At 66.8% G+C, this 26,576-nt stretch carries 24 protein-coding genes; 21 read left to right on the top strand and 3 right to left on the bottom strand.

What is annotated here, in order from left to right; translation table 11 throughout:
* Positions 1-26 precede the first annotated feature (26 nt).
* The 5 genes from folK to AC1RNC_RS06025 all read left to right on the top strand — a co-directional run bounded on the left by folK (position 27) and on the right by AC1RNC_RS06025 (position 6,617).
* Complete coding sequence (gene folK, locus AC1RNC_RS06005) at positions 27-515, top strand: 2-amino-4-hydroxy-6-hydroxymethyldihydropteridine diphosphokinase (RefSeq protein ID WP_492839696.1); 489 nt, start codon at positions 27-29, stop codon at positions 513-515.
* Positions 516-608: 93 nt separating this feature from the next.
* On the top strand, positions 609-2,666 hold the full coding sequence (locus tag AC1RNC_RS06010) for a M13 family metallopeptidase (RefSeq protein WP_492884556.1): 2,058 nt from the start codon (positions 609-611) through the stop codon (positions 2,664-2,666).
* Positions 2,667-2,801: 135 nt separating this feature from the next.
* Positions 2,802-3,161, top strand: coding sequence for a DNA-directed RNA polymerase subunit omega (rpoZ, locus tag AC1RNC_RS06015; protein WP_099577049.1), 360 nt, complete (start codon positions 2,802-2,804; stop codon positions 3,159-3,161).
* Between the two features lie 110 nt (positions 3,162-3,271).
* On the top strand, positions 3,272-5,506 hold the full coding sequence (locus tag AC1RNC_RS06020) for a RelA/SpoT family protein (RefSeq protein ID WP_492884559.1): 2,235 nt from the start codon (positions 3,272-3,274) through the stop codon (positions 5,504-5,506).
* Positions 5,507-5,576: 70 nt separating this feature from the next.
* A complete protein-coding gene (locus tag AC1RNC_RS06025) occupies positions 5,577-6,617 on the top strand; it encodes an alpha/beta hydrolase (RefSeq protein ID WP_492884561.1) in 1,041 nt (346 codons plus the stop codon).
* Here AC1RNC_RS06025 and AC1RNC_RS06030 read toward each other — a convergent pair.
* Positions 6,614-7,018: an NUDIX domain-containing protein gene (locus tag AC1RNC_RS06030; protein ID WP_492884563.1), complete on the bottom strand. Its 405-nt coding sequence runs from the start codon at positions 7,016-7,018 to the stop codon at positions 6,614-6,616. The two genes, AC1RNC_RS06025 and AC1RNC_RS06030, sit on opposite strands and share 4 nt — an antisense overlap.
* 81 nt (positions 7,019-7,099) lie before the next feature.
* Here AC1RNC_RS06030 and pyrE point away from each other — a divergent pair, with 81 nt between their 5' ends.
* Positions 7,100-7,681 (top strand): orotate phosphoribosyltransferase, encoded by a 582-nt coding sequence (gene pyrE, locus AC1RNC_RS06035; protein WP_492884565.1) that lies wholly within the window; start codon positions 7,100-7,102, stop codon positions 7,679-7,681.
* 108 nt (positions 7,682-7,789) lie between these two features.
* Here pyrE and AC1RNC_RS06040 read toward each other — a convergent pair whose 3' ends face one another.
* Positions 7,790-9,406, bottom strand: coding sequence for a M20 family metallopeptidase (locus AC1RNC_RS06040; RefSeq protein ID WP_492885491.1), 1,617 nt, complete (start codon positions 9,404-9,406; stop codon positions 7,790-7,792).
* Positions 9,407-9,575: 169 nt separating this feature from the next.
* Between AC1RNC_RS06040 and AC1RNC_RS06045 the strand changes: the two genes are divergently transcribed.
* The 11 genes from AC1RNC_RS06045 (at position 9,576) to AC1RNC_RS06095 (ending at position 20,769) form a co-directional block, all read left to right on the top strand.
* Positions 9,576-10,355, top strand: coding sequence for a pyridoxine 5'-phosphate synthase (locus tag AC1RNC_RS06045; protein WP_492884567.1), 780 nt, complete (start codon positions 9,576-9,578; stop codon positions 10,353-10,355).
* A gap of 63 nt (positions 10,356-10,418) precedes the next feature.
* Positions 10,419-10,820, top strand: coding sequence for a holo-ACP synthase (acpS, locus tag AC1RNC_RS06050; protein WP_492884568.1), 402 nt, complete (start codon positions 10,419-10,421; stop codon positions 10,818-10,820).
* Between the two features lie 171 nt (positions 10,821-10,991).
* The gene (gene lepB, locus AC1RNC_RS06055) at positions 10,992-11,837 is read left to right on the top strand and encodes a signal peptidase I (protein WP_395444007.1); all 846 of its coding nucleotides are present in this window, start codon (positions 10,992-10,994) and stop codon (positions 11,835-11,837) included.
* Between the two features lie 9 nt (positions 11,838-11,846).
* A complete protein-coding gene (gene rnc / locus AC1RNC_RS06060; protein WP_492839663.1) occupies positions 11,847-12,542 on the top strand; it encodes a ribonuclease III in 696 nt (231 codons plus the stop codon).
* Positions 12,543-13,227: 685 nt separating this feature from the next.
* Positions 13,228-13,830: a thioredoxin domain-containing protein gene (locus tag AC1RNC_RS06065; RefSeq protein WP_492884571.1), complete on the top strand. Its 603-nt coding sequence runs from the start codon at positions 13,228-13,230 to the stop codon at positions 13,828-13,830.
* Positions 13,831-13,844: 14 nt separating this feature from the next.
* On the top strand, positions 13,845-14,354 hold the full coding sequence (locus AC1RNC_RS06070) for a GNAT family N-acetyltransferase (RefSeq protein ID WP_492884573.1): 510 nt from the start codon (positions 13,845-13,847) through the stop codon (positions 14,352-14,354).
* A 47-nt stretch (positions 14,355-14,401) separates the two neighbouring features.
* Positions 14,402-15,376 carry a GTPase Era gene (era, locus tag AC1RNC_RS06075; protein WP_492884575.1) on the top strand — a complete coding sequence of 325 codons (975 nt, stop codon included), beginning with the start codon at positions 14,402-14,404 and terminating at the stop codon, positions 15,374-15,376.
* A complete protein-coding gene (locus tag AC1RNC_RS06080; RefSeq protein ID WP_492884577.1) occupies positions 15,369-16,220 on the top strand; it encodes an arylamine N-acetyltransferase family protein in 852 nt (283 codons plus the stop codon). The genes era and AC1RNC_RS06080 overlap by 8 nt, the downstream gene beginning before the upstream one ends.
* The gene (gene recO, locus AC1RNC_RS06085) at positions 16,172-16,954 is read left to right on the top strand and encodes a DNA repair protein RecO (RefSeq protein ID WP_492839667.1); all 783 of its coding nucleotides are present in this window, start codon (positions 16,172-16,174) and stop codon (positions 16,952-16,954) included. Before AC1RNC_RS06080 ends, recO begins: the two co-directional genes overlap by 49 nt.
* Before the next feature lie 141 nt (positions 16,955-17,095).
* The gene (gene parC, locus AC1RNC_RS06090; RefSeq protein WP_492884580.1) at positions 17,096-19,375 is read left to right on the top strand and encodes a DNA topoisomerase IV subunit A; all 2,280 of its coding nucleotides are present in this window, start codon (positions 17,096-17,098) and stop codon (positions 19,373-19,375) included.
* A complete protein-coding gene (locus AC1RNC_RS06095) occupies positions 19,372-20,769 on the top strand; it encodes a serine hydrolase domain-containing protein (protein ID WP_492884582.1) in 1,398 nt (465 codons plus the stop codon). The genes parC and AC1RNC_RS06095 overlap by 4 nt, the downstream gene beginning before the upstream one ends.
* A 61-nt stretch (positions 20,770-20,830) precedes the next feature.
* On the opposite strand, the gene AC1RNC_RS06100 is transcribed toward AC1RNC_RS06095, so the two are convergent.
* Positions 20,831-22,270 (bottom strand): hypothetical protein, encoded by a 1,440-nt coding sequence (locus tag AC1RNC_RS06100; RefSeq protein WP_492884584.1) that lies wholly within the window; start codon positions 22,268-22,270, stop codon positions 20,831-20,833.
* A 202-nt stretch (positions 22,271-22,472) separates the two neighbouring features.
* Between AC1RNC_RS06100 and AC1RNC_RS06105 the strand changes: the two genes are divergently transcribed.
* The 4 genes from AC1RNC_RS06105 to AC1RNC_RS06120 are packed head-to-tail and all read left to right on the top strand — an operon-like array spanning position 22,473 to position 26,526.
* Positions 22,473-23,801, top strand: coding sequence for a serine hydrolase domain-containing protein (locus AC1RNC_RS06105; RefSeq protein WP_492884586.1), 1,329 nt, complete (start codon positions 22,473-22,475; stop codon positions 23,799-23,801).
* 40 nt (positions 23,802-23,841) lie between these two features.
* Positions 23,842-24,804, top strand: a complete 963-nt coding sequence (locus AC1RNC_RS06110) for a quinone oxidoreductase family protein (RefSeq protein ID WP_492884588.1) — start codon at positions 23,842-23,844, stop codon at positions 24,802-24,804.
* Between the two features lie 8 nt (positions 24,805-24,812).
* The gene (locus tag AC1RNC_RS06115; RefSeq protein ID WP_492884590.1) at positions 24,813-25,748 is read left to right on the top strand and encodes an NAD(P)H-dependent flavin oxidoreductase; all 936 of its coding nucleotides are present in this window, start codon (positions 24,813-24,815) and stop codon (positions 25,746-25,748) included.
* A 10-nt stretch (positions 25,749-25,758) separates the two neighbouring features.
* Positions 25,759-26,526 carry an SDR family NAD(P)-dependent oxidoreductase gene (locus AC1RNC_RS06120; RefSeq protein ID WP_492884592.1) on the top strand — a complete coding sequence of 256 codons (768 nt, stop codon included), beginning with the start codon at positions 25,759-25,761 and terminating at the stop codon, positions 26,524-26,526.
* Positions 26,527-26,576: the final 50 nt, after the last annotated feature.

A 26,576-nucleotide genomic window follows, 5' to 3' on the forward strand; every position in this document is an offset into this window, starting at 1 on the left:
TCGCTCGAAATGACTTGGACGAGGCCGTGATCGTGGCGCTCGGCAGCAATCTGCCCGGACCCTATACGAGTCGCGAGGCGCTGTTGGAAGCCGCGCTGGCCGCCTTGCCGGACGTCGGGCTGACGGTGGTGGCGCGCTCGACCTGGTGGACCTCGGCGGCCTGGCCCGATCCGGCGGGGCCCGAGTACCTGAACGGCGTGGCCATCGTCACCACCGACCTCTCGCCCACCGACACCCTGGCGGCGCTTCACGGGGTCGAGGAACGATTCGGAAGGGCGAGGGGAGCCGCCAACGCCCCGCGCACCCTGGACCTCGATCTCATCGCTCACGGCCGGACGGTGTTGGACGGCGATCTCGTTGTGCCGCATCCGCGCGCCCACGATCGGCTGTTCGTGATGGGGCCGCTGGCCGAGCTGGCCTCGGCCTGGGTCCACCCCGTCAGCGGCGAGCCGGCCTTCCGGCTGGCGGCCAACGCCAGCATCGGTCGCGACGCGCGCTCCATTGCCAAAGTTTAATTCCCGATCGGATGAAGCGGCGCCCATAGTCCGGTCAAATTTCCGCGCCCCATTCCCTGCAAAGCGTCCCGCACGCTCATCTGGACCCCGCACATGACCCTGACTCGTTCGCTGCTCGCCTGCGCCGCCGCGTGCGCGCTGCTGACCGCCGCTCCGGCCGCCTTTGCTCAGGCCCAAATGGCGGCCAAAAGCGGCGTCGACCTGACCTCGATCGAAAAGTCCATCAAGCCGGGCGACGACTTCTGGACCTACGCCAACGACAAGTGGGTCAAGGCCCACCCGATCCCCGCCGACCGCAGCAGCTACGGCATCACCGCGGTGATGGTCGAGGAGGCCAACAAGCGCACGGTCGACCTGATCCAGGACGCCGCCAAGGGCGGGGCCGGCGACGGCAAGAAGGTCGGCGACTACTACGCCAGCTACATGGACGAGGCCGGAATCGAGGCCAAGGGCCTGACGCCGCTGAAGGCCGACCTGGCCCGCATCGCCGCGATCAAGGACAAGACGCAGCTGGCCCAAGTGCTGGGCGGCAACATCCGCGCCGACGTCGACGCTCTGAACGCCACCGACTTCTACACCGACAACGTGCTGGGCCTGTGGGTCTCGCCGTCGTTCGACGACACCAGCAAGTACGCGCCGTTCCTGCTGCAGGGCGGCCTCGGCATGCCCGACCGCGAATACTACGTCTCCGACAAGGCCTCGATGGTCGAGGCGCGGACCAAGTACTTGGCCCACGTCGAGAAGATCCTGACCCTGGGCGGCGTCGCCAACCCGGCCGCCAAGGCCAAGGCGATCGTGGCGCTGGAAACTGAGCTGGCCCAGGCGTCGGGCACGCGCGCCGACAGCGCCGACGTCCAGAAGGCCAACAACAGCTGGACCACGGCCGACTTCGCGGCCAAGGCCCCGGGCCTGGACTGGACGGCTTTCTTCGCCGCCGCCAAGCTGTCGAACCAGCCGCGCTTCATCGTCTGGCATCCGACCATGGTCACGGGCCTGGGCAAGGCGGTCGCCGGCGTCTCGCTGGAGACCTGGAAGGATTACCTGACCTTCCACCTGATGGACCACTACAGCAACGTCCTGCCCAAGGCCTTCGTCGACGAGCGCTTCGCCTTCTACGGCCAGGGCCTGCAGGGCACGCCGCAGCTGTCGCCGCGCTGGAAGCGGGCGGTCGGCTCGACCAACGCCGTGCTCGGCGAGGCGGTCGGCAAGCTCTATGCCGATAAGTACTTCTCGGCCCAGGCGAAAGCCGAAGTGACGGCCATGGTCGACAATATGAAGGTCGCCTTCGAGAAGCGCATTGACGGCCTGGACTGGATGGACCCGGCGACCAAGGCCGAGGCCCGCAGGAAGGTGGCCGTGCTGAAGGTCGGCGTCGGCTATCCGGATGCCTGGCGCGACTATTCGGCCTATGCGGTGGTGCGCGGCGACGCCTATGGCAACCTGCAGCGGGCGGAAGCCTTCGACTACGCCACCGACCTCGCCAAGCTGGGCCAGCCGGTCGATCGCGGCGAGTGGGTGATGACGCCGCAGACGGTCAACGCCGTGAACCTGCCGATGCTGAACGCCCTGAACTTCCCGGCCGCCATCCTGGCCCCGCCGAACTTCGACCTGGCCAATGACGCCGCCGCCAACTACGGCGCGACCGGGGCCACGATCGGCCACGAGATCAGCCACAGCTTCGACGACCAGGGCGCGCAGTTCGACAGTCAGGGGCGCCTGCGCAACTGGTGGACGCCGGCCGACTTCGACCACTTCCAGAAGGCCGGCGCGGCGCTCGCGGACCAGTTCGATGCCTACAAGCCGTTCCCGGACCTGGCGGTGAACGGCAAGCAGACGCTCAGCGAGAACATCGCCGACGTCGCCGGCCTGGGCGCGGCGCTGGACGCCTATCACGCCTCGCTGGGCGGCAAGCCCGCGCCGATGATCGACGGTATGACCGGCGATCAGCGCTTCTTCCTGGCCTTTGCCCAGAGCTGGCTCGGCTACACCCGTCCGGCGGCCCTGCGCCAGCAGCTGATCACCGACGGCCACGCGCCGGACCAGTACCGCGCCTCGACGGTGCGCAACATCGACGACTGGTACGCGGCGTTCGGCGTGAAGCCGGGCGACGCCCTCTACCTGCCGCCCGAAAAGCGCGTGAAGGTCTGGTAGATCTGATAGGGTAGACATTGACTCGCGAAGGGGGCATAAGCGCCCCCTCGCGAAAGCAGGATAATCGTGCGCGGCGTTGCGTGTCGCCGCACACAAGCCTATTTTGCGATTGCTAATCGGCAGCCCGAGGAACTCATGGCCCGCGTCACCGTCGAAGATTGCGTCGAGAAGGTTCCGAACCGCTTCTCGCTGGTTCTGCTCTCCGCGCACCGCGCCCGCGCCATCTCGGCCGGCGCCGCCCTGATGGTCGACCGTGACAACGACAAGAACCCGGTCGTCGCCCTGCGCGAGATCGCGGACGATGTCATCGACCACGAAGGCCTGAAGGAACACCTCATCAGCACGCTGCAACGCGTCGATGAGCACACCGAGGCCGAGGAAGAGGCCGAGACCCTGGCCCTGCTGGCCGATCCGAGCCACATGCAGATGAGCGAACTGGAACTGGTTCGCGCCCTGCAGAGCGACCGCGACGGCGGTCAGGAGGAGCGGTACTGAGCCCCGAAGGCGCAGACCCTCTAACCCTGCGAGCGGCCACTTCGACCGCTCTTTCCGAACGCGCGCCCGACGCCCCATCTTCTGGAGGGGAATCGGGCGCGTCTTCGTCTGTGGCTCCCCCCGCGGCGACGACGGCCGAGGCTACGAAGCCTCGCCCAAAATTCCTCCGCCAATATGAGCTGATCGAGCGGGTCCACGCCTACGACCCGACGGCCGACGAGGCCCTGCTCAATCGCGCCTATGTCTACGCCATGCGGATGCACGGCTCGCAGACCCGGGCCAGCGGCGACCCCTACTACGCCCACCCGATCGAGGTGGCGGGCATCCTGACCGAATACCGGCTGGACACCGCGACCATCGTCACGGCCCTGCTGCACGACGTGATCGAGGACACCCCGGTCACCAAGGAAGAGATCGCCAAGCTGTTCGGCGACGAGATCGCCGAGCTGGTCGAGGGCGTCACCAAGCTCAGCAAGCTCGAGCTGCAGGCCGAGCACATGCGCCAGGCCGAGAACCTGCGCAAATTCATCCTGGCCATTTCCAAGGACGTCCGCGTCCTGCTGGTCAAGCTGGCCGACCGTCTGCACAACATGCGGACGCTGCACTTCATCAAGAACCAGGCGAAGCGCGAGCGGATCGCCCGCGAGACGCGCGACATCTACGCGCCCCTGGCCCGCAACATCGGCTGTCACAGGATCTGCGTGGAACTGGAGGAACTGTCCTTCCAGCACACCAATCCGGTCGCCCGCGACGCCATCATCCGCCGCCTGGACGCCTTGCGCGAAGAGCAGGGCGGGGCGGTGGCCCTGGTCAGCCAGGAGATCGCCGCGCGCCTGGAATCGTCGAACATGCCGGCCCGCGTCTTCGGGCGCGAGAAGTCGCCCTATTCGATCTGGCGCAAGCTGCAGCGCAAGTCGATCGGCTTCTCGCAGATGTCGGACATCTACGCCTTCCGCGTGATCGTCGACAGCGAGGAAGACTGCTACCGCGCTCTCGGCGTCGTGCACCGGGCCTGGTCCAGCGTGCCCGACCGCTTCAAGGACTACATCTCGACGCCGAAGCGGAACAACTACCGCTCGCTGCACACCACGGTCGTGGGCCCGCGCGGGATGCGCATCGAGATGCAGATCCGCACCGAGGCCATGGACCGCGTCAACGAAGAGGGCGTCGCCGCCCACTTCCGCTACAAGGACGCCTCGTACGGCCTCGACCTGGAAGGCATGGAGGCCGCCGGCGGGCGCGATCCGCTGGCCAACCTGCGCCAGCTGGTCCAGGTGCTGGAGCACGGCGGGGACAGCGAAGAACTGGTCGAGCACGCCAAGCTCGAGATGTTCCTCGACCAGGTGTTCGTCTTCACGCCGAAGGGCAAGCTGGTCAGCCTGCCGCGGGGCGCGATGCCGCTGGACTTCGCCTATGCCGTCCACACCAGCGTCGGCGACACCTGCATCGGCGTGAAGATCAACGGCGAGCTGAAGCCGCTGCGCACGCCGCTGGTCAATGGCGACGTGGTCGAGGTGGTGCGGGGCTCCAAGCCCGTGGTGCCGCCGGACTGGCGCTCGCTGACGGTCACGGGCCGGGCGAGATCCGCCATCCGCCGTCATATCCGCCAGACCGAGAAGGAAGAGTTTCTGCGCCTGGGCAAGGCGTCGCTGGAGCAGGTCTTCGAGCGCGCTGGCAAGAAGCTGAAGGACGTGTCGCTGCGGCCGATCCTGGAGCGCTTCGCCCTGGAGAGCGACGAGGCGCTGTTCGACGCCGTCGGGCGGGGCCGTGTCTCGCCCAGCCAGGTGCTGGAGACGGCCTATCCGGGCATGAAGGATTCCGAACGCGAGGCCGCCACGGCTCGCCGCAAGATCGAAGGCGGCCAGGGCGCGACGCTCTATGTGCGCGGCGGCGGCCTGACCCCGGGCGTCTCGCTGCACTTCGCCCACTGCTGCAGCCCGGTGCCGGGCGACCGCATCGTCGGCATCCTGCGCGAGGACGGCGCCAACAACGAAGATGGGGGCCTGGACGTCCACACCATCGACTGCCCGCGCCTGGCCGAATACGAGGACCGCGAGGAGCTGTGGCGCGACCTGAACTGGACGCCCGAGGCCGAGCGCTCGACCATTTCGCTGACCCGCTTGCACGCCACCATCCAGAACGCGCCTGGCGTGCTGGGTGTGGTCTGCACGACTATCGGCGAGGCCGGCGGCAACATCGTCAATCTGCGGATGCACCACCGGCAGAGCGACTTCTTCGACACCGACATCGATGTCGAGGTCCGTGACGCCAAGCACCTGACCAACATCCAGGCCGCGCTACGGGCGTGTCCTTCGGTCGAGACCGTGGACCGGACGCGTGGCTAAGCTCCAAGCTGAACGGTTGCTGAGTTCCCGTTAAAGGCGCATCGTCCTGGTCAAGACCGGGGAGGCGACCATGGGTGCTGTGCGCGTCTATTTCGCGACCAATCGCAACGAGCAGCCCGAAAACAAGAAGCTGGTCTTCGGACCGCGCTTCAATCCCGACGGGGTGGCGGCGCTGCGGTTCGGCTATGTCGACTTCCCAGAGGGCGTCGAAACGCTGCAGGGCGGGTCGGTGTTCGTCTATCCGGATGTGAAAGGCGAGACCGACGTGACCAAGACCGGCGGCGGCCGGTTCCTGGACGACATCCGCAAGGCGATGTTGGACGGCCAGGACACGCTCGTTTTCATCCACGGCTTCAACGTAACGTTCAACGACGCGATCGAGGCCGGCGCGCGACTGGCGCGCGATGTGCGGATCCGGGCCGGGGCGACCGACGACGGTCGGCCGGTGAACGTGGTGGTGTTCAGCTGGCCCTCGGACGGCGAAGCGGTGCCGTTCATGTCCTACTACAGCGATCGGGAGGACGCGCGGGCGTCCGGACCGGCCCTGGCGCGGACCTATCTGAAGCTGAAGGACTTTCTGGAGCAGCTCCGTAACCAGGATCGTTGCGATCGCAGCATCCACCTGATGGCCCACAGCATGGGCGCCTATGTCCTGCGCCAGGGCCTGCAGGCGGTGCTCGCCAAGAACGCCGATGGGCTGGTGCGGATCTTCGACCAGATCCTGCTGGCCGCGCCCGACGAGGACGACGACACCTTCGAGCAGGACAGCAAGCTGAAGCCGCTGCCGAAGATCGGCCGGCAGGTGACCGTCTATTTCAATCCGTCCGATCGGGCGCTGGTGATCTCGGACAAGACCAAGGGCAATCCGGATCGGTTGGGCTCGGACGGCCCGCGGCTGATCGACATGCTGCCCAAGAAGGTGGTGCTGGTCGACTGCCGCAACGTGGCCGGCGACGCCGACGCCCTGATCCAGCACAGCTACTATGCGCGCAGCCGCGCCATGACCTTCGATATCGGCGCGGTGCTGGCGGGCATGGACGCCGAGGCGATCGGCAACCGGGACTATGTGCTGCCGCTGCGGGCGTGGCGGATCGTCAAGGAGCTGGCTTAGCGGGCCTTCAGCGCCGCCACCGCGTCGCGCGTGCCCGCCGTCATCGGCGAGGGCAGGGCGTCCAGCGGGAACCAGCCCCACTCGTGGAGGGCGTGGGTTTCCTGGATCGCAGGTTCGCCTTTGAAGCTTTCGACCGCGTAGGTGATGGCCACCCAGTGATAGTCGGGAGCGACCATGTCGGTGACGGCCAGGACGCGACCGGCCTTGATGGTGATCCCCAGTTCCTCGTTGATCTCGCGTTCGGCGCAGGTCTTGGCGGCCTCGCCCCAGTCCAGCTTGCCGCCGGGCACGCCCCAGTGATCGGCCTCGGGGTTCTTCACGCGCTTGACCAGCAGCAGCCGGCCCAGGTTGTCGAGGATGGCGGCGCCACAGCCGACGCGAGGACGTTGGGGTTCGGTCATAACGGGCGGTAAAGCCCGAAACGCCGCCGCGAGGCAAGCCGGCGCTTGAAGACTCGGCGGGCTGGGCTATACGCAGCGCTCATGACCAACGATGACGTCCTCGACGAATTCCGCGCCGCAGGGGCCCTGCGCGAAGGCCACTTCGTGCTGTCCAGCGGCCTGCACAGCCCGGTCTTCCTGCAGAAGAACCTGGTGTTCATGCGCCCCGAGCGTTGCGAGCGGCTCTGCAAGGCCCTGGCGGAGAAGATCCTCGCCACGGTCGGCGCGGTCGACGTCGCCGTCTCGCCGGCCGTCGGCGGCATCATCCCCGGCTACGAGACAGCCCGTCACCTGAACGTGCCGTCGATCTATGTCGAGCGCGAGGGCGGGGCCTTCAAGTTCCGTCGCGGCTTCCACCTCGAGCCCGGCCAGAAGGTCGTGATGGTCGAGGACATCGTCACCACCGGCCTGTCGTCGCGCGAGTGCATCCAGGCCATCCAGGACGCCGGCGGCGACGTCGTGGCCGCCGCCTGCATCGTCGACCGCTCGGGCGGCAAGGTCGATGTCGGCGTGCCGCTCATTTCGCTGTGCAGCCTGGAAGTCCCGGCCTATCCGGCCGACGCCCTGCCGCCGGAGCTGGCCGCGATCCCCATCGAGGATCCGGGCAGCCGCCGGCTGCGCTGAGGCGCGGAAACCTCGCCCTTCGACAAGCTCAGGGTGAGGTTTCTACTCAGGCCTCGGCATCCGTCCTCACCCTGAGCCTGTCGAAAGGCGAGGACGCGCCTCTGCGGATCAGTTCGCGGTCGGCGGCGTCAGCTGCTTGACCGGCCAGGCGATGCCCAGCTGTTCCAGATAGGTCCCGTACTTGTCGGGGTCATAGTAGTACTTCTTCATCTCGGGCCGGAAGGTCGCCATGATGTTGGCGTTGATCTGGGTCTGCGGCTTGTCCGTCGCCGACAGCATCGGCACGTACTTCTGCGTCTTGGTCTGGACGTCGGTGAAGTAGGTCTTGGCTTCGGCCAGCAGCTTGGGCTGGGTCAAGAGATCCAGCGCCGTCATCGCCACCACCTTCGAGCCGGCCACCACGCCCTTGTGGGCGATCGGCGTGGCCATCGAGATGGCGTTGGCCCAGTGGTGGCCCGGCAGGTCCGGGATGTTCGACGGATAGTTGATGGTGATCGTGGGCATGATCCACGAGATGTCGCCGATGTCGTCCGAGCCGCCGCTTTCCGGCTTCTCCTCCGGCGGTTTCAAGCCCTTCAGCTTGACGTCGAGGCCGTCCTGCTTGGTCGAGCCGACGTTCTTCTGCACGGCCTTGGCGAAGGCCTGCTCGTCGTCGGTCCATTTGGGCAGGCCGACCAGTTCGATATTCTTCTGGGCGGCCTCGGCGATCGGCTTGTTGAAGTGGCGCGGGGCGGCCGTGCCGACGATGGCGTAGTCCATCTTCGTGTCGGTCATGTCGGCCGCCGCCTTGGCGATCCTGTTGCCGATATCCCAGTTCTTCTTGATCGCGTCGAAGGTCTGTTCGCGGAAATAGTACCAGACGGTGGCCTCGGACGGCACGACGTTGGGCTGGTCGCCGCCGTCGGTGATCACATAGTGCGAACGCTGCTCGGGCTTGAGATGCTCGCGGCGCATGTTCCAGCCCATGTCCATCAGCTCGACGGCGTCGAGAGCACTGCGGCCACGCCACGGCGCGCCGGCCGAGTGGGCGGACTCGCCATGGAAATTGTACTTGATCGAGACCAGGCCCGTGCCCGAGGGCTGACCCCAGGCGGTCTGCAGGTTCGAGCCGACATGGGTGAAGATGGTGGCGTCGACGCCGTTGAACACGCCGTCGCGGACCATATAGGCCTTGCCGGCCACCAGTTCCTCGGCCACCCCGGGCCACAGAACCAGGGTCCCGGCGATGTTCTGCTTGGTCATCACGTCCTTGACCGCCAGGGCGGCGACGACGTTCAGGGCCTGGCCGGAATTGTGGCCTTCGCCATGGCCCGGCGCGCCCGGAACGATCGGATCGTGCCAGGGCACGCCCGGCTTCTGCGAGGCCTTGGGGATGCAGTCGATGTCGCTGCCGAAGGCGATGACCGGGCCGCCGGTCCCATGGGTCCAGGTCGCCGTCCAGGCCGTCGGGATGCCCGAGACGCCGCGCTTGATGGTGAAGCCGTTCTGCTCCAGCACCTTGGTGATGTAGGCCGAGGTCTCGACCTCCTGGAAACCCAGCTCGCCGAACGAGAAGATCTCATCGTTCATCACCTGGGCCAGCTTGGCGCGGCTCTCGACGCCGGCCACGGCCTCCGCCTTCAAGCTCTTGAGCTTGCCGGCCGAGACGTCGGCGGCGCCGGCGCCGCTGGCCATGGCGATAGCCAGAACGCCCGCCGTCGCGGCGAGCCAGGTCTTGTTCGAAATCATCACGCCCCTCCCAAAGGTAGAGCGTATACGATTAGGCGCCGGCGCGGCTTTGTCCATGCGTGAGCCCTGGCGCCGGCCCGCGAAATTCCCACCTGCACAAGCGGGCGGCTGGGCTTATAGCTTTCGCTTAGAGTCCTTGAGTCCTTGGTTTCAGCAGGAAGAGCGGATGAGCTTGCGACTGGGCGTCAATATCGACCACGTGGCCACGATCCGGAACGCGCGCGGTTCGTCCTATCCCGAGCCCGTGCGCGCGGCGGAGCTGGCCCTGGCCGCCGGCGCCGACGGCATCACCGCCCACCTGCGCGAGGATCGCCGCCACATCAGTGACGCCGACATCGCCGTGCTGACCGACCTCTGCCACAAGCGCGGCAAGCCGCTGAACTTCGAGATGGCCGTGACCGACGAGATGGTCGGCATCGCCATCGGGGCGCGCCCGCACGCCGCCTGCCTGGTGCCCGAGCGCCGCGAGGAGGTCACTACCGAGGGCGGCTTGGACGTGATCAAGGGCCAGAACCGCATTACCGACGCCACCGCCCGCCTGCGCACGGTCGGGGCGCGTGTGTCGCTGTTCATCGAAGCCGACCCCGAGCAGATCCGCGCCTCGGCCGCCGCCGGCGCCCAGGTCATCGAGCTGCACACCGGCGCCTATTGCGACGCCTATCGCGAGGGCCACCTTGAACGCGCCGAAGCCATTCTCGAGCGGCTGAAGGCCGGCGCGGCCCTGGCCGCGAGCCTTGGCCTCGAAGTCCACGCCGGCCATGGCATCGACTACGCCACCGTCAAGCCGATCGCCGCGATCCCGGAGATCGCCGAGCTGAACATCGGCCACTTCCTGATCGGCGAGGCGATCTTCGTCGGCCTGCCGCAGGCGATCCAGCGGATGCGCCTGCTGATGGACGCCGCCCGGGTCGAGCATCCCGTGAAAGTGGAGGCCGGTTTTGCGTAAGGATGCTCGACAACTAGAAGATGCCGAGCGCGAAACCCGCTCGGTGGAAGCGGAGCAGGCCGCGTGATCATCGGCATCGGCTCGGACCTCTGCGACATCCGCCGCATCGAAAAGTCGCTGGAGCGCTTCGGCGAGCGCTTCACCAACAAGGTCTTCACCGAGATCGAGCGCAAGCGGTCCGAGCGCAAGCCTGACCGCGCCTCCAGCTACGCCAAGCGTTTCGCGGCCAAGGAAGCCTGCGCCAAGGCCCTGGGCACGGGCCTGAAGCGTGGCGTGCACCTCGCGGGCATGGGCGTGGTCAACCTGCCGTCGGGCAAGCCGACCATGGCCCTGACCGGCGGCGCGCTGGAAAGGCTGAAGGAACTGACTCCAGAGGGCATGGAGGCGGTGATCCACCTCTCCCTGACCGACGATCATCCCTACGCCCAGGCCTTCGTGATCATCGAGGCCCTCCCCAAGGCCTGACGCACTCGCCTCCTGCCCGAGAGCGTTTGACGAGACGGCCCAACCGTCGCCATGAAGTGCGACTAACGGCCCCGCCACTTGCCCCTCCAACTCTTGCTCATGGGGGCAAGCCCGTCTAGCAAAGCCGAACCGGTTCGCCGGCCAATCATCTTCGAAGAGCTCCGCGCCCGCATGACCGACGCCGCCGACGACCTCACGCCGCCCGAAGAGAAGGGCGTCGTCGCCGAGTTCATCGAAATCATCAAGACCGTCGCCTACGCCCTGGGCATCGCCCTGGTGCTGCGGGTCCTGCTGTTCCAGCCGTTCACCATTCCGTCGGCCTCGATGGAGCCCAACCTCTATCAGGGCGACTACATCATCGTGTCGAAGTTCAGCTACGGCTGGAGCAAGCACTCGATCCCGTTCAGCCCGCCGATCATCAAGGGCCGCATCCTGGGGCGCGCGCCGACGCGCGGCGACATCATCGTCTTCAAGCTGCCGCGCGACAATCGCACCGACTACATCAAGCGCCTGATCGGCCTGCCGGGCGACAAGGTTCAGATCCGCGGCGGCCAGGTGTTCATCAACGGCAAGGCCCTGCCGCGCAAGGAGCAGGCCCCGGCCCTGGTCGACACCGGCTATGGCTTCACCCAGCAGGTCCAGCGCTTCCAGGAGACCAACCCGGAAGGCCGCCAGTACAACACCCAGGACTTCGGTCCCGACAGCCGCGGCGACAACACCGGCGTCTATACCGTGCCGGCCGGCTGCTACTTCTTCATGGGCGACAACCGCGACAACTCGGCCGACAGCCGGTTCGACCCGGGCGTCTCGCCGTATGCCGAGAGCGCCTGCAAGTGGGACTACGAGCTGGACCAGTATATCGGTGACGAGATCGGCGTCGGCTTCGTGCCCGCCGAGAACCTGGTCGGCCGCGCCCAGATCATCCTGCTGTCGTGGAACGCCGAGGCCAGCCTGTTCAAGCCGTGGACGTGGTTCCTGAACGCGCGTCCCAGCCGCTTCTTCCACGTGCTGAAGTGATGCAGAACCATGGATAGACGGGTCGCCGCCGTCGGCGACCTCGAGCGCCGGATCGGCCATCGGTTCAACGACCGCGAACTGCTCGAACGCGCCCTGACGCACGCCAGCGTCGGGGATGGGGCCAAGAAGGTCCGCGACAACGAGGTGCTGGAGTTCATCGGCGACCGCGTGCTGGGCCTGCTGGCCGCCGAGGCCTTGGCCGATCGTTATCCGAGGGCCAAGGAAGGCGAGCTCGCGCCGCGCCTGAACGCCATTGTCAGCCGCGAGACCTGCGCCCGCGTCGCCCGCAAGGCCGAACTGGGGCCGGCCCTGCGCTTGTCGGCCTCGTCCAGCAAGATCGGCGGCCGCGAGACCGACTCGATCCTGGCCGGCGGCGCCGAAGCCCTGATGGCCGCCCTCTACCAGGACGGCGGCCTGGACGCGGCCCGCAAGGTGTTCCTTGACCTGTGGGCTGACGAGTTCGACAGGGCCGGCGAGGGGCGTCCGCGCGATCCCAAGACCGCGCTGCAGGAATGGGCCCAGGGCAAGGGCCGTCCGCTGCCGACCTACCGCGTGCTGGACCGTACGGGTCCGGACCACGCGCCGGTGTTCACGGTCGAGGTGACGGTCAAGGGCGTCGACCCCGCCATCGCCAAGGGCAAGTCGCGCCAGGAAGCCGAGAAGGCCGCGGCCAAGGCCCTGTTGGAGCGCGAAGGGGCGGAGTAGGGGTTAGGCGGAGCGTCCACCAAAACCCCTCTCTCACCGAGAGAGGGGATTGAGCGCGCTCTATCCCCGGCGTTCGCGATTTAAAATCCCAAGAAATCAAGAGCTTGTCGATTTTACGGGCCCCTGCGTCATCGGCGTTGAATCCGCCGCGATACTCAATGCGTCCCCGTCGCGGGGGAGGGCGTTTGGATCCGGCCCAAGACGGCGGCGGGGGTAGGTTGAGCGGGGCCGCTGGCGGTTCCCGGCGGAGCCTTCACGCCGCGTCGCTTACTCTTTAGGAGCGCACGTGGGTGGTGGAGCCGTCCGGGGTTCAAGCCATCAGCGGAGCGACAGGGCGGTGATCGTATAAGCCGCCTATCGTGGATCGTCGGGGTCGAGACGGATGTAGCCGATCGACTTGGTCCGCGCCCGTCCGGGGGCTAGTGGGGTCCCGAGCTGAAAGACGCTCACGCCCCCCATCCTCACGGGCAAGAACAGCCTGGCGGAGCGGTCAGCGAGCCGAAACACAAACAAACCCTACGGTCCCCGGGTTCGCCCGGCCGCTCCGTCGCCTCCCCACACACCTTCAGCGGCCGCGCCGCGTGAAGTCGAGGCGCTGTGCGTCCTTACAGGCCCGCACCTTGACCGCCGTCACGCCGAACCCCTTTCATGCTGTCTCGCGTCCGCGATTCCCGGAGAACTTCCCATGCGCCGTCTCGTCGTCGCCCTGCTGATGACCCTAGGTCTGGCCGCCTGCGGCAAGGGCCAGTCCTTCCAGGCGTTGCCCGACGACATGAGCCTGGGCAACAAGGACGCCAAGATCACGGTCGTCGAATATGCCTCGGTCGGCTGCCCGGTCTGCGCGAAGTGGCAGGCGGAGGTCTATCCGGCCTTCAAGGCCAAGTACGTTGATAGCGGCAAGGTCCACTACGTGTTCCGCGAGATGCTGGTGGGCGGCGACGCGGAGGTCACGGTGGCATCGGCCGGCTTCCTGCTGGCCCGCTGCGCGGGCAAGGACAAGTACTTCCAGATCAACGACGCCGTCTTCGCCGCCCAGCCGGGCGTGTTCTATTCGCCCCGCGATACCTTGCTGGACATCGCCAAGTCGGCGGGCATGAACGAAGAGCAGTTCGACAAGTGCGTTCGCGACGAGGCGCAGGTCAAGGCGCTGAACGACCGCGTGACGCGGAACGCCAAGGAACACGATGTCGGCTCGACGCCGACCTTCGAGATCAATGGCCGCAAGATGGAGCCGGGCTACCACGCCCTGGCCGAGATCGACGCGGCGATTGAAAACGCGGGCAAGTGAGCGCGAGCGCGGTCATGACCTTGGAGCTCGTGACCGCCCGCCTGAAGATGCGTCCGCCGGTTCAGGCCGATCTGGACGGCTGGGCGGCCTTCGACGGTGATCCCTTGGCGATGCGGTTCTTCGGCGGCCCGAAGTCGCGCGAGACGGCCTGGGACGGCTTGGCGCTGGCGGCGGGGATGTGGGCGTTGCGCGGTTGCGGCCTTTTCTCGGTCTTCGAGATGGAGACCGGGCGCTGGATCGGTCGCGTCGGGCCATGGGTTCCTGAAGCCCCCGGCCGCGCCGAAGTCGGCTGGGCGATCCTGCCGGCTTTCTGGGGAAGGGGCTATGCGAGCGAAGCGGCGGCCGCCGCCGTTAATTGGACCTTCACGCACTTGGGCTGGGAAGAGGCGCGGCACCGGATCGATCCGGGCAACACCGCCTCGATCGCCGTCGCCGAGCGCATCGGCTCGGGATGGATGTGGACCGAAACCAACGACGAGGGCCAGCCGGTCGAAATCTATGGACAGGCGCGGAAGGCCTCTTGATCCCTAGGGGGAGGAATTCCGGCCTTGCTGTGCTACACGCACGCGCAATGACTGACACCACCTCCCAAACACCCGCCCAAGCACCCGCTCAGACTCGCGCCGGTTTCGCGGCGATCATCGGCGCGCCGAACGCCGGCAAGTCCACCCTGGTCAACCGCATGGTCGGGGCCAAGGTCTCGATCGTGACCCAGAAGGTCCAGACCACGCGCTTCCCCGTGCGCGGCGTCGCCATCGCGGGCGACACCCAGATCGTGCTCGTCGACACCCCCGGGATCTTCAGCCCGCGCCGTCGCCTGGACCGCGCCATGGTCCGCTCGGCCTGGGCCGGCTCGGAAGACGCCGAGGCCACCGTCCACCTGGTCGACGTTCAGGCCGAACTGGCCAGCCGCGAAGACAAGGCCACGCCCGGCGAATACCGCTCGGTTCAGGACGTCCAGACCATCATCGAGGGCCTGAAGGCCGCGAACCGCAAGGTCATCCTGGCCCTGAACAAGATCGACGGCGTCAAGCGCGACACCCTGCTGCAGGTGGCCAAGGAATTCTTCGACACCGGCGTCTACACCGACGTCTTCATGATCAGCGCCGCGACCGGCGCCGGCGTCGAGGACCTGACCGCCAAGCTGGTCTCGATGATGCCGGAAGGGCCGTGGCTCTATCCGGCAGACCAGACCGCCGATCTGCCGGCGCGCCTGCTGGCGTCGGAGATCACCCGCGAGAAGGTCTACCTCCGCGTCCACGATGAACTGCCCTACGCGGCCATGGTCGAAACCACGGCGTTCGAAGAGCGCAAGGACGGCTCGGTGCGCATCGAGCAGACCATCCTGGTCGAGCGCGAAGGCCAGAGGATCATCGTGATCGGCAAGGGCGGACAGACCCTGAAGTGGATCGGCCAGGCCTCGCGCGAGGAACTGTGCGACATCCTCGACCGCAAGGTTCACCTGTTCCTGCACGTGAAGGTCAAGGAGAACTGGGCCGAGGAGCGCGGCCTGTTCAGCGATATCGGACTGGATTTCGATGTTTGATGCGCCCGCGGCGGCCGTCGATCTGGACGCCTACTTCCGGCGCATCGGCTACGACGGTCCGCGCGAGCCGACCCTGGCGACCCTGCGCGCCCTCACGCTGAAGCACCCGGACGCCATCCCGTTCGAGAATCTCGACGTCCTCTTGGGGCGCGGGATCAGCATCGTTCCGGCCGACATCGACGCCAAGCTGATCGGCGCCGGACGGGGCGGCTACTGCTACGAGCAGAATGGTCTCTTGAAGCGCGTGCTGGAGGCGTTGGGCTTCGAAGTTCAAGGCTTGATGGCTCGCGTCTGGTGGATGAAACCGGCTGACGCTCCGATGCGGGCCCGCTCGCACATGGTGCTGAAGGTCATGGTCGACGGCGTCGCCTGGCTCGCCGACAGCGGTTTCGGCGGCTGCGTGCTAACGGCGCCGCTGGATCTGTTCTCGAACGCCGTGCAACAGACCCCCAACGGTCCGTTCCGCATCGAGACCGCCGCGCCGGAGACGGGCGGCGAGCGGCTGGTGTTAGCCAATCTGTCGGGGACTTGGGCGCCGCTTTATCAGGTGGCGCTGGGTCCCTGGGAAGACGTCGACTACGAGCCAGGAAACTACTTCACCTATACGCACCCCAGCTCGCACTTCACTTGGAGCATGACGGTGGGCCGCACGACGCCGACCGCCCGCTACGCCCTGAAGAACAACCGCTTCACCCATCGCGACGTCACCGGCGCCGTGGTCGAGCAGCGGGACCTCACCGTCGACGAGTTGGAAGCGACCCTGCGCGACGTCATCGGCCTGCCGGTCGAGCCTGAATGGCGCGACGTGCTGGAGAAGGTCGTCGCCTGGGGGACCCCCGCTTGACCACCGAATGGGAGGACGAAGCCTACGTCCTCTCGGCCCGCTCGCACGGCGAGACGGGGGCCATCGTCGAGCTCTTGACGGAAGGTCACGGCAAGTTCGCCGCCCACGTGGCCGGCGCGGCCTCGCGGCGGATGAAGCCGTTTCTGCAGCCCGGCGCGCGGGTCATCGCCCGCTATCGCGCCCGGGTCGCGGACCAACTGGGCTCGGCCACGCTGGAGCCGATGGGCGAGGGGCCTTCCAGCCTGTTCGACGACAGCCTGGCGCTGGCGGGCCTGTCGTCCGCAGCCGCGATCGCCGCGTCGGCCCTGCCGGAGCGCGAGGCCCATCCGGGCGCCTTCCATGCGCTGGAAGCCCTGATCCGCGTGCTGGAGATCCCCGACATCTGGCCGGCCGTCTATGTGCGCTACGAGGCGGGCCTCTTGCAGGAACTGGGCTTTGGCCTGGACCTCTCCAAATGCGCGGCGACCGGCAGCTTCGACGACCTCGTCTATGTCAGCCCGCGAACGGGGCGCGCTGTCAGCCGAGGGGCGGGGGCGCCGTACCATGACAAGCTGCTGCCGCTGCCGCCGTTCATGCTGTCCTCGCAGGGCGGCCTGGCCGAGGGCGATGTGAAGGCGGGCCTGGACATCACCGGCCACTTTCTCGAACAGTTCGTCTTCGGTCCGCTGAACCGGCCGCTGCCCGCGCCGCGCATGTGGCTGATCGATCGCCTGACGGAAGCGGGCCGACTGTGAGCGCCGTTCCGACGCTTTCCGCGCGAATTCGGTCGCCATCCGCGCTGGAAGCCGGAAAACCGGGGATCGTTCAGGCCTAACCGGTCGAATCATCGCGGCGATGTCTGCTAGGATCGCTACCCGGAGTAACGAATCCCCTCGATGAACAAGCCTGTCCTTCCTCCCGGCGGTCCTGACGACGGCGACCGCATCCTCGACGAGCCGCTGACGGAAGCCCTGTCGCGCCGCTATCTGGCCTATGCGCTCTCGACCATCGGCTCGCGGGCGCTGCCCGACGTGCGCGATGGCCTCAAGCCCGTGCACCGTCGCGTGCTGTACGCGATGAGCAACATGCGCCTGAACCCCGACGCCGCGGCGCGCAAATGCGCCAAGGTGGTCGGCGAGGTCATGGGTAACTTCCACCCGCACGGCGACCAGTCGATCTACGACGCCCTGGTGCGCCTGGCCCAGGAGTTCAGCCAGCGCATCCCGCTGGTCGAAGGGCAGGGCAACTTCGGCAATATCGACGGCGATAGCGCCGCGGCCATGCGCTACACCGAGTGCAAGATGACGGAAGCGGCTACGCTTCTGCTGGACGGCATCGACGAGGACGCGGTCGACTTCAAGCCGACCTATGACGGCCAGGACGAGGAGCCTTACGTTCTGCCGTCGGGCTTCCCGAACCTGCTGGCCAACGGCTCGTCGGGCATCGCGGTCGGCATGGCCACCTCGATCCCGCCGCACAACGCCGCCGAGCTGATCGACGCCTGCCAACTGCTGCTGGCCAATCCCGACGCGACGACCGAGGACATCCTCGAAAAGGTCCCAGGACCCGACTTCCCGACCGGCGGCGTCATCGTCGAGCCCCGCGCCTCCCTGCTGGAAACCTATGAGACCGGCCGTGGCGGCGTGCGGGTGCGGGCCAAGTGGGAGAAGGAGGACACCGGTCGCGGCACCTACCAGATCGTCGTCACCGAGATCCCCTACCAGGTGAAGAAGTCGGATCTGGTCGAGCAACTGGCCGATCTGATCGAGAGCAAGAAGGCCGCCCTGCTGGGCGACGTCCGCGACGAGAGCGCCGAGGACATTCGCCTGGTGCTGGAGCCCAAGTCCAAGAACGTCGAGCCCGAAGTGCTGATGGAGAGCCTGTTCAAGCTCTCGGCGCTGGAGGCTCGCTTCCCGGTCAATATCAACGTGCTGGACGCGCGCGGCACGCCGGGCGTGATGGGCATCAAGCCGGCGCTGATGGCCTTCCTGGCCCACCGCCGCGAGGTGCTGACTCGTCGGGCCCGTCACCGCCTGGCCAAGATCGAAGCCCGTCTGCACATCCTGGACGGCCTGCTGATCGCCTACCTCAATCTCGACGAGGTCATTCGGATCGTCCGCTACGAGGACAAGCCGAAGGAAAAGCTGATCGAGACCTTCGGGCTCTCGGACATCCAGGCCGACGCCATCCTCAACACCCGCCTGCGCCAGCTGGCCAAGCTGGAGGAGATGGAGATCCGCCGCGAGCACGCCGAGCTGGTCGAGGAACGCGACGGCATCCTGGCCATGCTGGCCAGCGAGGCCAAGCAGTGGAAGCTGGTCGGCAAGGGCCTGTCGGATGTCCGCGCCACGCTGCTGAAGATCAAGCATCCGCTGGACAAGGCCGGTCGAGCGACGGGCGTCATCGGCCGTTCGATCTTCGCCGACGCGCCGGTGGTCGACGCCGACGCCGCCATCGAGGCGATGATCGTCCGTGAACCAATCACCATCATCCTGTCGGAGCGCGGCTGGATCCGCGCCGCCAAGGGCAAGGTCGAGGATCCGTCCGAGCTGAAGTTCAAGGACGGCGACAAGCTGGGCTTCCTGGTCCCGGCCGAGACCACCGACAAGCTGCTGATCTTCTCAAGCGACGGCCGCTTCTTCACCCTGGGCTGCGACAAGCTTCCCAGCGCGCGGGGCCATGGCGAGCCGGTGCGTATGATGATCGAGCTGGACGACAAGGTGAAGATCATCGACGTCTTCCCGTTCAAGGCCGGCCGCAAACGCATTCTGGCCTCGAAGCTGGGCTACGGCTTCCTGATGCCCGAGGAAGAAGCGCTCGCGAACCGCAAGGCCGGCAAGCAGGTCCTGAATGTCGACGCCGCCGGCGCGGCCTTCTGCCTGGAAGCCGTGGGCGACCAGTTCGCGGTGATCGGCGACAACGGCAAGATCCTGATCTTCCCGATCGAGGATCTGCCGGAAATGCCGCGCGGCAAGGGCGTCAAGCTGCAGGCCTATCGCGAAGGCGGTTTGCGCGACGGCCTGTCGTTCAACGCCGAGACCGGCGCCTACTGGATCGACACCGCCGGCCGCCGCCGCGACTGGGCGGAGTGGAGGGAATGGATCGGTCGCCGGGCCGGGGCCGGCAAGCTGGCGCCCAAGGGCTTCGCGACCAATAAGCGGTTCAAGCCGAAATGAGCAGGGGACGGCTGCGTCGCCGCGCGCTGAGCTTGCTGGCCAGCGTCTTCGGTTGCGCGGCCGTCGCCGCGACCCCGGCCCTGGCCTTGCCCCTGCCGAGGGGCAAGCCGGAAGAGCAGGGCTTCAGCGCCGAGCGGCTGAAGAAGCTGGACGATCACATGCAGGCCATGGTCGACCGCGGCCAGATCGCCGGCGGCGTGACCCTGCTGGCCCGCCACGGCCGCGTCGTCCACGCCAGGGCCTTCGGCCATCGCGCCCTGGGCGGCGAGCCGATGCCGATCAACGCCATCTTCCGCATCCGCTCGGAGACCAAACCGGTCACCGGCGTGGCGATGATGATCCTGTACGAACAGGGTCTGTGGAACCTGGACGACCCGATCAGCAAGTTCGTGCCGGAGTTCGCCAATCTCCGCATCGCCACGGGCGTCGACGCGGCGGGCCAGCCCATCCTGGCGCCGATCACCCGCCCGCCGACCATGCGCGAGCTGATGACCCATACAGCCGGCTTTGCCTACGGTATCGCCGACGATCCCAGCAGTCCGGCCGACCAAGCCTACTACCGCGCCGGCGTGTTACAGTCCGGCTCGCTGAGCGAACTGGTTCAGAAGGTCTCGGGCCTGCCACTGTTTTCCGAGCCAGGGCGATTGTGGCGCTACAGCGTGGCGGCCGACATCCAGGGCTACATCGTCGAGAAGCTGTCGGGCGAGACCTTGCCGGTCTTCATGGAGGAGCACATCTTCGCGCCGCTCAAGATGAAGGACACCGCCTTCTACGTGCCGGCCCAGAAACAGCCCCGCCTGGCCGCGCTCTATGACGGAGATCCGGCGACGGGTGCGCTGGCGCTGGCCATGGAAGGCGCCTGGCGCGACGTCAGCAAGCCGCCGGCCGCGCCGTTGGGCGGGGGCGGCCTCGTCTCGACCGCTGGCGACTTCGCCCGCTTCGCCCAGATGATCCTGAACAAGGGCGTGCTGGACGGCGTGCGGATTCTCAAGCCCGAGACCGTGGCGCTGATGACCCAGAACCATCTGCCGCCCGGCTTCGTGGTCACGACCAACGGCACGACGGGCGTGCTCAACCCCGGACCCAAGCCGTTCCCGTTCGCGGCGGGCATGGGCTACGGCATCGACATGGCCGTGGCCGTCGATCCAGCCGCCTCGGGCGCGCCTGTAGGGCCGGGGACGGTCAGCTGGGGCGGCAGCGCCGGCACCTGGTTCTGGATCGACCCGGCCAACGACCTGTTCTTCGTCGGCATGATCCAGCGGCTTGGCGGCGTCGGCCCCGGGTTGGACGCCCAGTCGCGCGCCCTGGTGTACCAGGCGATCGAACGCCCGACGGAGATCGCGCTGGGGCAGCAGCCCGCCAGACCCTCCGCCAGGGCGACCGCCGCCCGTTAGAAGCAGGAAAGCTCCCTCCGCGGGGCGGAGGGAGCTTGTTTGCGGCCTGGTGAGCTGAAAACTAGGCCGCGAACAGGATATCGACCGCTTGAGTGACGCCGCCGACCACAAGGCCGGTGACGCCAGCCAGCTTGATCAGGCCGTCCCCCGCATCGACGCCGGTGACGCCGTTCTGGTGGAAGACATAGGTGTCGCCGTTCCACTCGAAGACGGTGTTGCTGTTGGCGGCCGTGATGCTCGCATAGGCGTTCAGCGCGTCATCGAAGGTGGCGTTGGCGACGAAATAGAGCTGTTTCTTCTCGCCTGGCCCGACCAGGCCCGGGAAGCTGAGGATATCGAAGCCCTTCTTGAAGTCGTCGATCACGGCGATGTCGGTGACCTTGCCGTTCACCAGGTGCAGGCCGGCGAAGCCGCCGATGTCCACGGAGTCGTAGCCCGAGCCGGTGGTGACGCCGCCGTCCAACTTTTCGACAAAGATCTGGTCATTGCCGGTTCCCGTGTCGATATGTCCGCGCATGATCCCGTTGTCGACAAAGACGATGTCGTTGCCGCCTCCGGTGTTGATGTGCTTGCCCGCGTCCAGTCCGCCGGGGCCATCGGTGATGATCGGCTTGATGACGTCGTTGCCGTCGCTGGCCAGGACGTGGGTGTTGTCGTCGGGCTCCCGGTTGTAGACGTCGACGTTCCAGTCGTGGGCGAAACGCGCGCTTTCGCCGGGCAATCCCGGGTCGTCGGGGCCTCCGGCCGCGTGGTGTCCGCCCTTGCCGTAGACCGAGAAGAACACCGACAGCGGGTTCGTCTTGCCGTCTATTGCGACGTCGGCGAGAAAGGCGCGGACGGCGTCCGCGTACGGGCCCTGGCTGCTTGTCATGGCCTCGGCCATCAGCGCGCCGACCATGGCCGCGCGCGTCCCGATGCCGTTACCGCCGTCGCCGCCCAATTCGGCGAAATATTCGCCCCGGGTGTAGGTCCCTCCGCGACCGTTCGGCACCTCCGCGTCGAGATAAGTCAGAATTTCGTCATAGGTGCGCTCGACGCCGAAGAGCTTCAGATAGGCCTTCTGGAACGTCGAATACATTGTTCCGTTTTCGCCGTAGGCCTTGATGAAGTTCTCCCGACCTTCACCGAACTTGGCCAGGTTGATCGCGAAATTGATGTAGCGGTTCACGAGATTGAACTGCGCGTAATAAGCGCTGTTCAGATTGTTCGGATTCCCGCCGACCGGCGAGAGCAGATAGTCCAGCCCCTGCGTGCCCAGGCTTATGTCGGCAAGGAAACCGTAAGCCATCACCGCCACCTCGGTCGTGGACTTGGCGCTGTCCTGGATCCAGCGCACAGCGGAGGCATAGCTCCAGAGGTCCCCGACCATGCCGCCTCTGTCGGCGTCGATGCCTTGCGCCATCATGGTCAGTTGTGCCGAGGCCGAAAGGGGAAGTTCCGCCTGCGTCGGCAAGCGGTGGATATTGCGGTAGATCGTGATCAGGTTGTCCAGGGTGGCCATCGCCAGCGTCGCCTTAAAATATCGTAATCCCTCGTGCAGTAAAAAATATACATGAACGACGTTCGAACAACCCGGTTCTTGATGAAATAACCTTAACCTTGGGCGTGACGGATCGCCTGTCATCCGGACGTTGAAAAAGCGGGTTTCAACGCGGATGCGCCCGCTCTAAGGTCGCGTCAAACATCTGTTCGGGGAGGACGCCTTGGCGTTTCGGAAGTTCATCGCGGCCGCGCTGGTCGCGACGCTGCTCGGCGGCGGCTCCACCGCGACTCTGGCTGCTCCCCTGGGGGCAGCGTCCAGCACGCCCGCCATCGCTCCCGCCGCGCCGGAAAGCGTCGGCTTCTCGGCCGAAGGCCTGAAGAAGCTGGACGCCCATATGCAGAACTTGGTCGACACCGGCCACCTGCCGGGCGTCACCACCATGCTGGTCCGTCACGGCAAGGTCGTGAACTACGAGGTCCACGGCAAGAAGGGCTTCGACGGCCCACCGATGACCAAGGACACGGTCTTCCGCATCTATTCCCAGTCCAAGCCGGTCACGGGCGTGGCCATGATGATCCTCTACGAAGAGGGCAAGTGGAAGCTGGACGACCCGGTCAGCAAGTACATCCCCGAGTTCGCCTCCCTGCGCGTCTTCAAGGGCGTCAATCCCGACGGTTCGTTCGACACCGTCCCGGCCGACCGCCCGCCGACCATGCGCGAACTCATGAGCCACTCGGGCGGCTTCGCCTATGGCTTGGTTCCCGACAACCCCATCGACAAGGCCTATGTCTCGACCGGCGTCCTGAGCGCCAAGTCGCGCGAGGAGTTCGTCCAGAAGGTCGCCGCCCTGCCGCTGGTGGCCCAGCCGGGCGCGCGCTGGAAGTACAGCGTCTCGGTCGATATCCAGGGCCTGATCATCGAGAAGCTGACCGGCATGTCGCTGGGCGACTTCATGCAGCAGCGGATCTTCGGGCCCTTGAAGATGGTCGACACCGCCTTCTGGCTTCCCCCCGAGAAGATGGATCGTCTAGCTTCGCTCTATCTTTGGGGACCCAAGGAACAGAAGCTGGTTCCCGCGACCGGATTCATGGTGCTGGACATCACCAAGCCGCCGGTCGCGGCCTCGGGCGGCGGCGGCCTGGTCTCGACCAACGCCGACTACGCCCGCTTCGCCCAGATGCTGTTGAATGGCGGCGCGTTGGACGGCAAGCGCATCATCAAGCCAGAGACCGTCAAGCTGATGCGCACCAACATGCTCAGCGACACGATCATGAATTCCAACGATCCGCCGTTCAATACGGCCGCGGGCAAGGGCTTCGGCCTCGATTTCGCGGTGGTGCTGGATAGCGCCAAGGCGGGGCCGTACGGGCAGGGGACCTACAGCTGGGGTGGCGCGGCCGGCACCTGGTTCTGGATCGACCCAACCAACGATCTCTTCTTCCTGGGCATGATCCATATCCTCAACAAGGGCGGCGATCCGACCATCAAGGACATCGACGATGACAGCGCCAAGCTGGTCTACGACGCCCTGATCGACCCTAAGAAATAACGCTCCTTCAAGAGCCAAGAACAACAACAGGGAGAACACCATGAAGGCCGCCGTCTATTATGAGACAGGGGCGCCGGACGTCTTTCGCTACGAGGACGTTCCCGACCCCGTCTGCCATCCGCAGGGCGTGGTGATCCGCGTCGAGGCGGTCAGCATCGAGGGCGGCGACACCCTCAATCGCGGCGGCGGCCAGATGGCGGGCAGCCCGCACATCGTGGGCTACCAGGCGGCCGGCGAGATCATCGAGGTCGGCGCAGAGGTCACCCACCTGACGGTCGGCCAGAAGGTCGTCACCGTGAACGCCTTCGGTTCGCACGCCGAGCTGCGCGCCGTTCCGGCCCGCAACGCCTGGCCGATCCCCGACGGCTTCGACATCCAGAAGGCTTCGGCCATTCCGGTGCCGTTCGGCACGGCGCACGAGTGCCTGTTCGGCGCGGGCCGTCTGAAGGCGGGCGAAACCGTCCTGGTCCAGGCCGGAGCGGGCGCTGTGGGCCTGGCCGCTATCCAGCTGGCCAAGCAGGCCGGCGCGACGGTGCTGGCCTCGGCCTCCAGCGACGAGCGACTGGAGCGCCTGAAGGCGTTCGGCATGGATCACGGCGTCAACTACAGCCGTGACGACCTGGTCGAGCAGGTGATGAAGCTGACCGGCGGCAAGGGCGTCGACCTGGTGGTCGACCCGGTCGGTGGCGCGACCCTGCAGGGCAGCCTCGGCGCCCTGGGCTATCGTGGACGCATCTCGCTGGTCGGCAACGCCGGGCGCGAGCCCATGAAGGTGGACGTGTCGTCGCTGATGGGCGGAAATCGCTCGCTGACCGGCGTCTTCCTCGGCGCGGAGATCATGACCGACCGCGTCCACGACATGATCCAGGAAATGATCGACCGGGCCGCCAAGGGCGAGCTGAAGGTCGTGATCGACAAGACCTTCCCGCTGTCCGAAGCCGCCGCCGCCCACGCCTATATCGAAAGTCGCCAGGCTGTCGGCCGCGTGCTGCTGATCCCCTGATGACCAGAATGACCAACCGTGTCCTGGCCCATACGGGCGTGAAATATCCGATCATCCAGGCTCCGATGGGCTGGATCGCTCGCTTTCCGCTAGCCTCGGCTGTCTCCAGGGCTGGCGGCCTTGGCGTCATTGAGACCTCTTCCGGCGAGACCGAGAATTGTAAGGTCGAGATCACCAAGATGGCCGCCAGCGGCCTGCCGTTCGGGGTGAACCTGCCGATCCTGTTCCTGCGCGACGACGCCATGCTGCGCTTTGTCTGCGAGAGCGGGGTCAAGTTCGTCACCACCTCGGCCGGCAGCCCGGCCAAGTTCGTCGGCCCGCTGAAGGACGCCGGCATCGTCGTCTATCACGCCGTCCCCACCGTTGACGCGGCGGTCAAGTGCGTCGAGGCGGGCGTCGACGGTCTCGTGGTCGAGGGCGCCGAGGGCGGCGGCTTCAAGAACCCGGAGGAGGTGTCCACTCTCGTCCTGCTGCAAGCGATCCGCGCGCGGGTCGACGTGCCCATTGTCGCCGCCGGCGGCATCTGCGATGGGCACGGCATGGCGGCGGCCTTCGCCCTGGGCGCCGAGGCGGTCCAGATGGGCACTCGCTTCGTCAGTTCGGCCGAGAGCCCGGTTCACGCCAACTACAAGGCGGCGATCACCGGGGCCAAGGAAACCGGCACCTGGGTGCTGAACAAGAAGGCCAGCCCCTGCATCCGCGCCATCAAGTCTGACCTTACCAAAGAGATCTACGACGCGGGGGTCATGCCGCCCGATGTGCTGAAGAACATCCTCGACGTCTATTTCGGCGGTGACATGGAGGCCGCGCCCGCCTTGGCCGGTCAGACCGTGGGCCTGATCGACGAGATCAAGACCGCCCAGCAGATCATCGACGAGACCGTCGCCCAATTCCACGACATCACTGGCCGGCTGGGGGCTTTGGCCGCCGCCCGCGCCTTCTAGGAGCTACAAAATGCAAGACCTGTTTTCCATCGAGGGCCGCGTGGCCCTGGTCACCGGCGGTTCGCGCGGCATCGGCGCGATGATCGTCAAGGGCTTCCTGACCTACGGCGCCAAGCGCGTGTACATCACCGCCCGCAAGGCCGCCGCCTGCGACGCCGCCGCCGAGGCGCTTAGCCAGTACGGCGAGTGCGTCTCGCTGCCGGGCGACATCTCGACCATGGAAGGCATTCAGGGCCTGGCCGATCGGATCAAGGAGCGCGAGGAAAAGCTCGACATCCTGGTCAACAACGCCGGCGCGGCCTGGGGCGCGGCCTTCGACGAGTTCCCGGAAAGCGGCTGGGACAAGACCGTCGACCTCAACATGAAGACGCCGTTCTTCCTGACCCAGGCCCTGATCGGCCCGCTGCGCGCCGCCGCCAAGGATCGCGTCGCCAAGGTCATCAACATCTGCTCGATCGACGGCCAGTCGGTGAGCAAGGAAGAGACCTATCCCTACGGCGCGTCGAAGGCCGGCCTGCTGCACATGACCAAGCGCATGGCCCTGCGCCTGGCGGTCGACAACATCGCCGTCAGCGCCATCGCGCCCGGCGCCTTCGCCTCGGACATGAACAAGGTCGCCCGCGATCACGCCGACGCGGTGTCGAAGGCCATCCCGGCCGGCCGTATCGGTTCGGAAGAGGACATGGCCGGCGCGGCCATCTACCTGGCCTCGCGGGCCGGGGACTATGTGATGGGCGGGGCCGTCACGGTGGACGGCGGGGTCAGCTTCGCGCGTTAGGAGGCCCATTCCGTCAGAAACGCCAAGGCCGGTCTACCGGCCGGGGCGAA

It is taken from the genome of Caulobacter sp. GW822-FHT01G02, from assembly GCF_058802865.1.

Coding starts and splice junctions, on each gene's coding strand:
- AC1RNC_RS06030 (WP_492884563.1), bottom strand. CDS start 7,018: ATGACCGAACCCCAACGTCCTCGCGTCGGCTGTGGCGCCGCCATCCTC.
- AC1RNC_RS06110 (WP_492884588.1), top strand. CDS start 23,842: ATGAAGGCCGCCGTCTATTATGAGACAGGGGCGCCGGACGTCTTTCGC.
- AC1RNC_RS06025 (WP_492884561.1), top strand. CDS start 5,577: ATGGGTGCTGTGCGCGTCTATTTCGCGACCAATCGCAACGAGCAGCCC.
- rnc (WP_492839663.1), top strand. CDS start 11,847: ATGGATAGACGGGTCGCCGCCGTCGGCGACCTCGAGCGCCGGATCGGC.
- AC1RNC_RS06095 (WP_492884582.1), top strand. CDS start 19,372: ATGAGCAGGGGACGGCTGCGTCGCCGCGCGCTGAGCTTGCTGGCCAGC.
- era (WP_492884575.1), top strand. CDS start 14,402: ATGACTGACACCACCTCCCAAACACCCGCCCAAGCACCCGCTCAGACT.
- AC1RNC_RS06010 (WP_492884556.1), top strand. CDS start 609: ATGACCCTGACTCGTTCGCTGCTCGCCTGCGCCGCCGCGTGCGCGCTG.
- AC1RNC_RS06120 (WP_492884592.1), top strand. CDS start 25,759: ATGCAAGACCTGTTTTCCATCGAGGGCCGCGTGGCCCTGGTCACCGGC.
- AC1RNC_RS06115 (WP_492884590.1), top strand. CDS start 24,813: ATGACCAACCGTGTCCTGGCCCATACGGGCGTGAAATATCCGATCATC.
- parC (WP_492884580.1), top strand. CDS start 17,096: ATGAACAAGCCTGTCCTTCCTCCCGGCGGTCCTGACGACGGCGACCGC.
- recO (WP_492839667.1), top strand. CDS start 16,172: ATGGCGCGACGTGCTGGAGAAGGTCGTCGCCTGGGGGACCCCCGCTTG.
- AC1RNC_RS06100 (WP_492884584.1), bottom strand. CDS start 22,270: ATGGCCACCCTGGACAACCTGATCACGATCTACCGCAATATCCACCGC.
- AC1RNC_RS06045 (WP_492884567.1), top strand. CDS start 9,576: ATGAGCTTGCGACTGGGCGTCAATATCGACCACGTGGCCACGATCCGG.
- AC1RNC_RS06065 (WP_492884571.1), top strand. CDS start 13,228: ATGCGCCGTCTCGTCGTCGCCCTGCTGATGACCCTAGGTCTGGCCGCC.
- rpoZ (WP_099577049.1), top strand. CDS start 2,802: ATGGCCCGCGTCACCGTCGAAGATTGCGTCGAGAAGGTTCCGAACCGC.
- AC1RNC_RS06080 (WP_492884577.1), top strand. CDS start 15,369: ATGTTTGATGCGCCCGCGGCGGCCGTCGATCTGGACGCCTACTTCCGG.
- pyrE (WP_492884565.1), top strand. CDS start 7,100: ATGACCAACGATGACGTCCTCGACGAATTCCGCGCCGCAGGGGCCCTG.
- AC1RNC_RS06070 (WP_492884573.1), top strand. CDS start 13,845: ATGACCTTGGAGCTCGTGACCGCCCGCCTGAAGATGCGTCCGCCGGTT.
- lepB (WP_395444007.1), top strand. CDS start 10,992: ATGACCGACGCCGCCGACGACCTCACGCCGCCCGAAGAGAAGGGCGTC.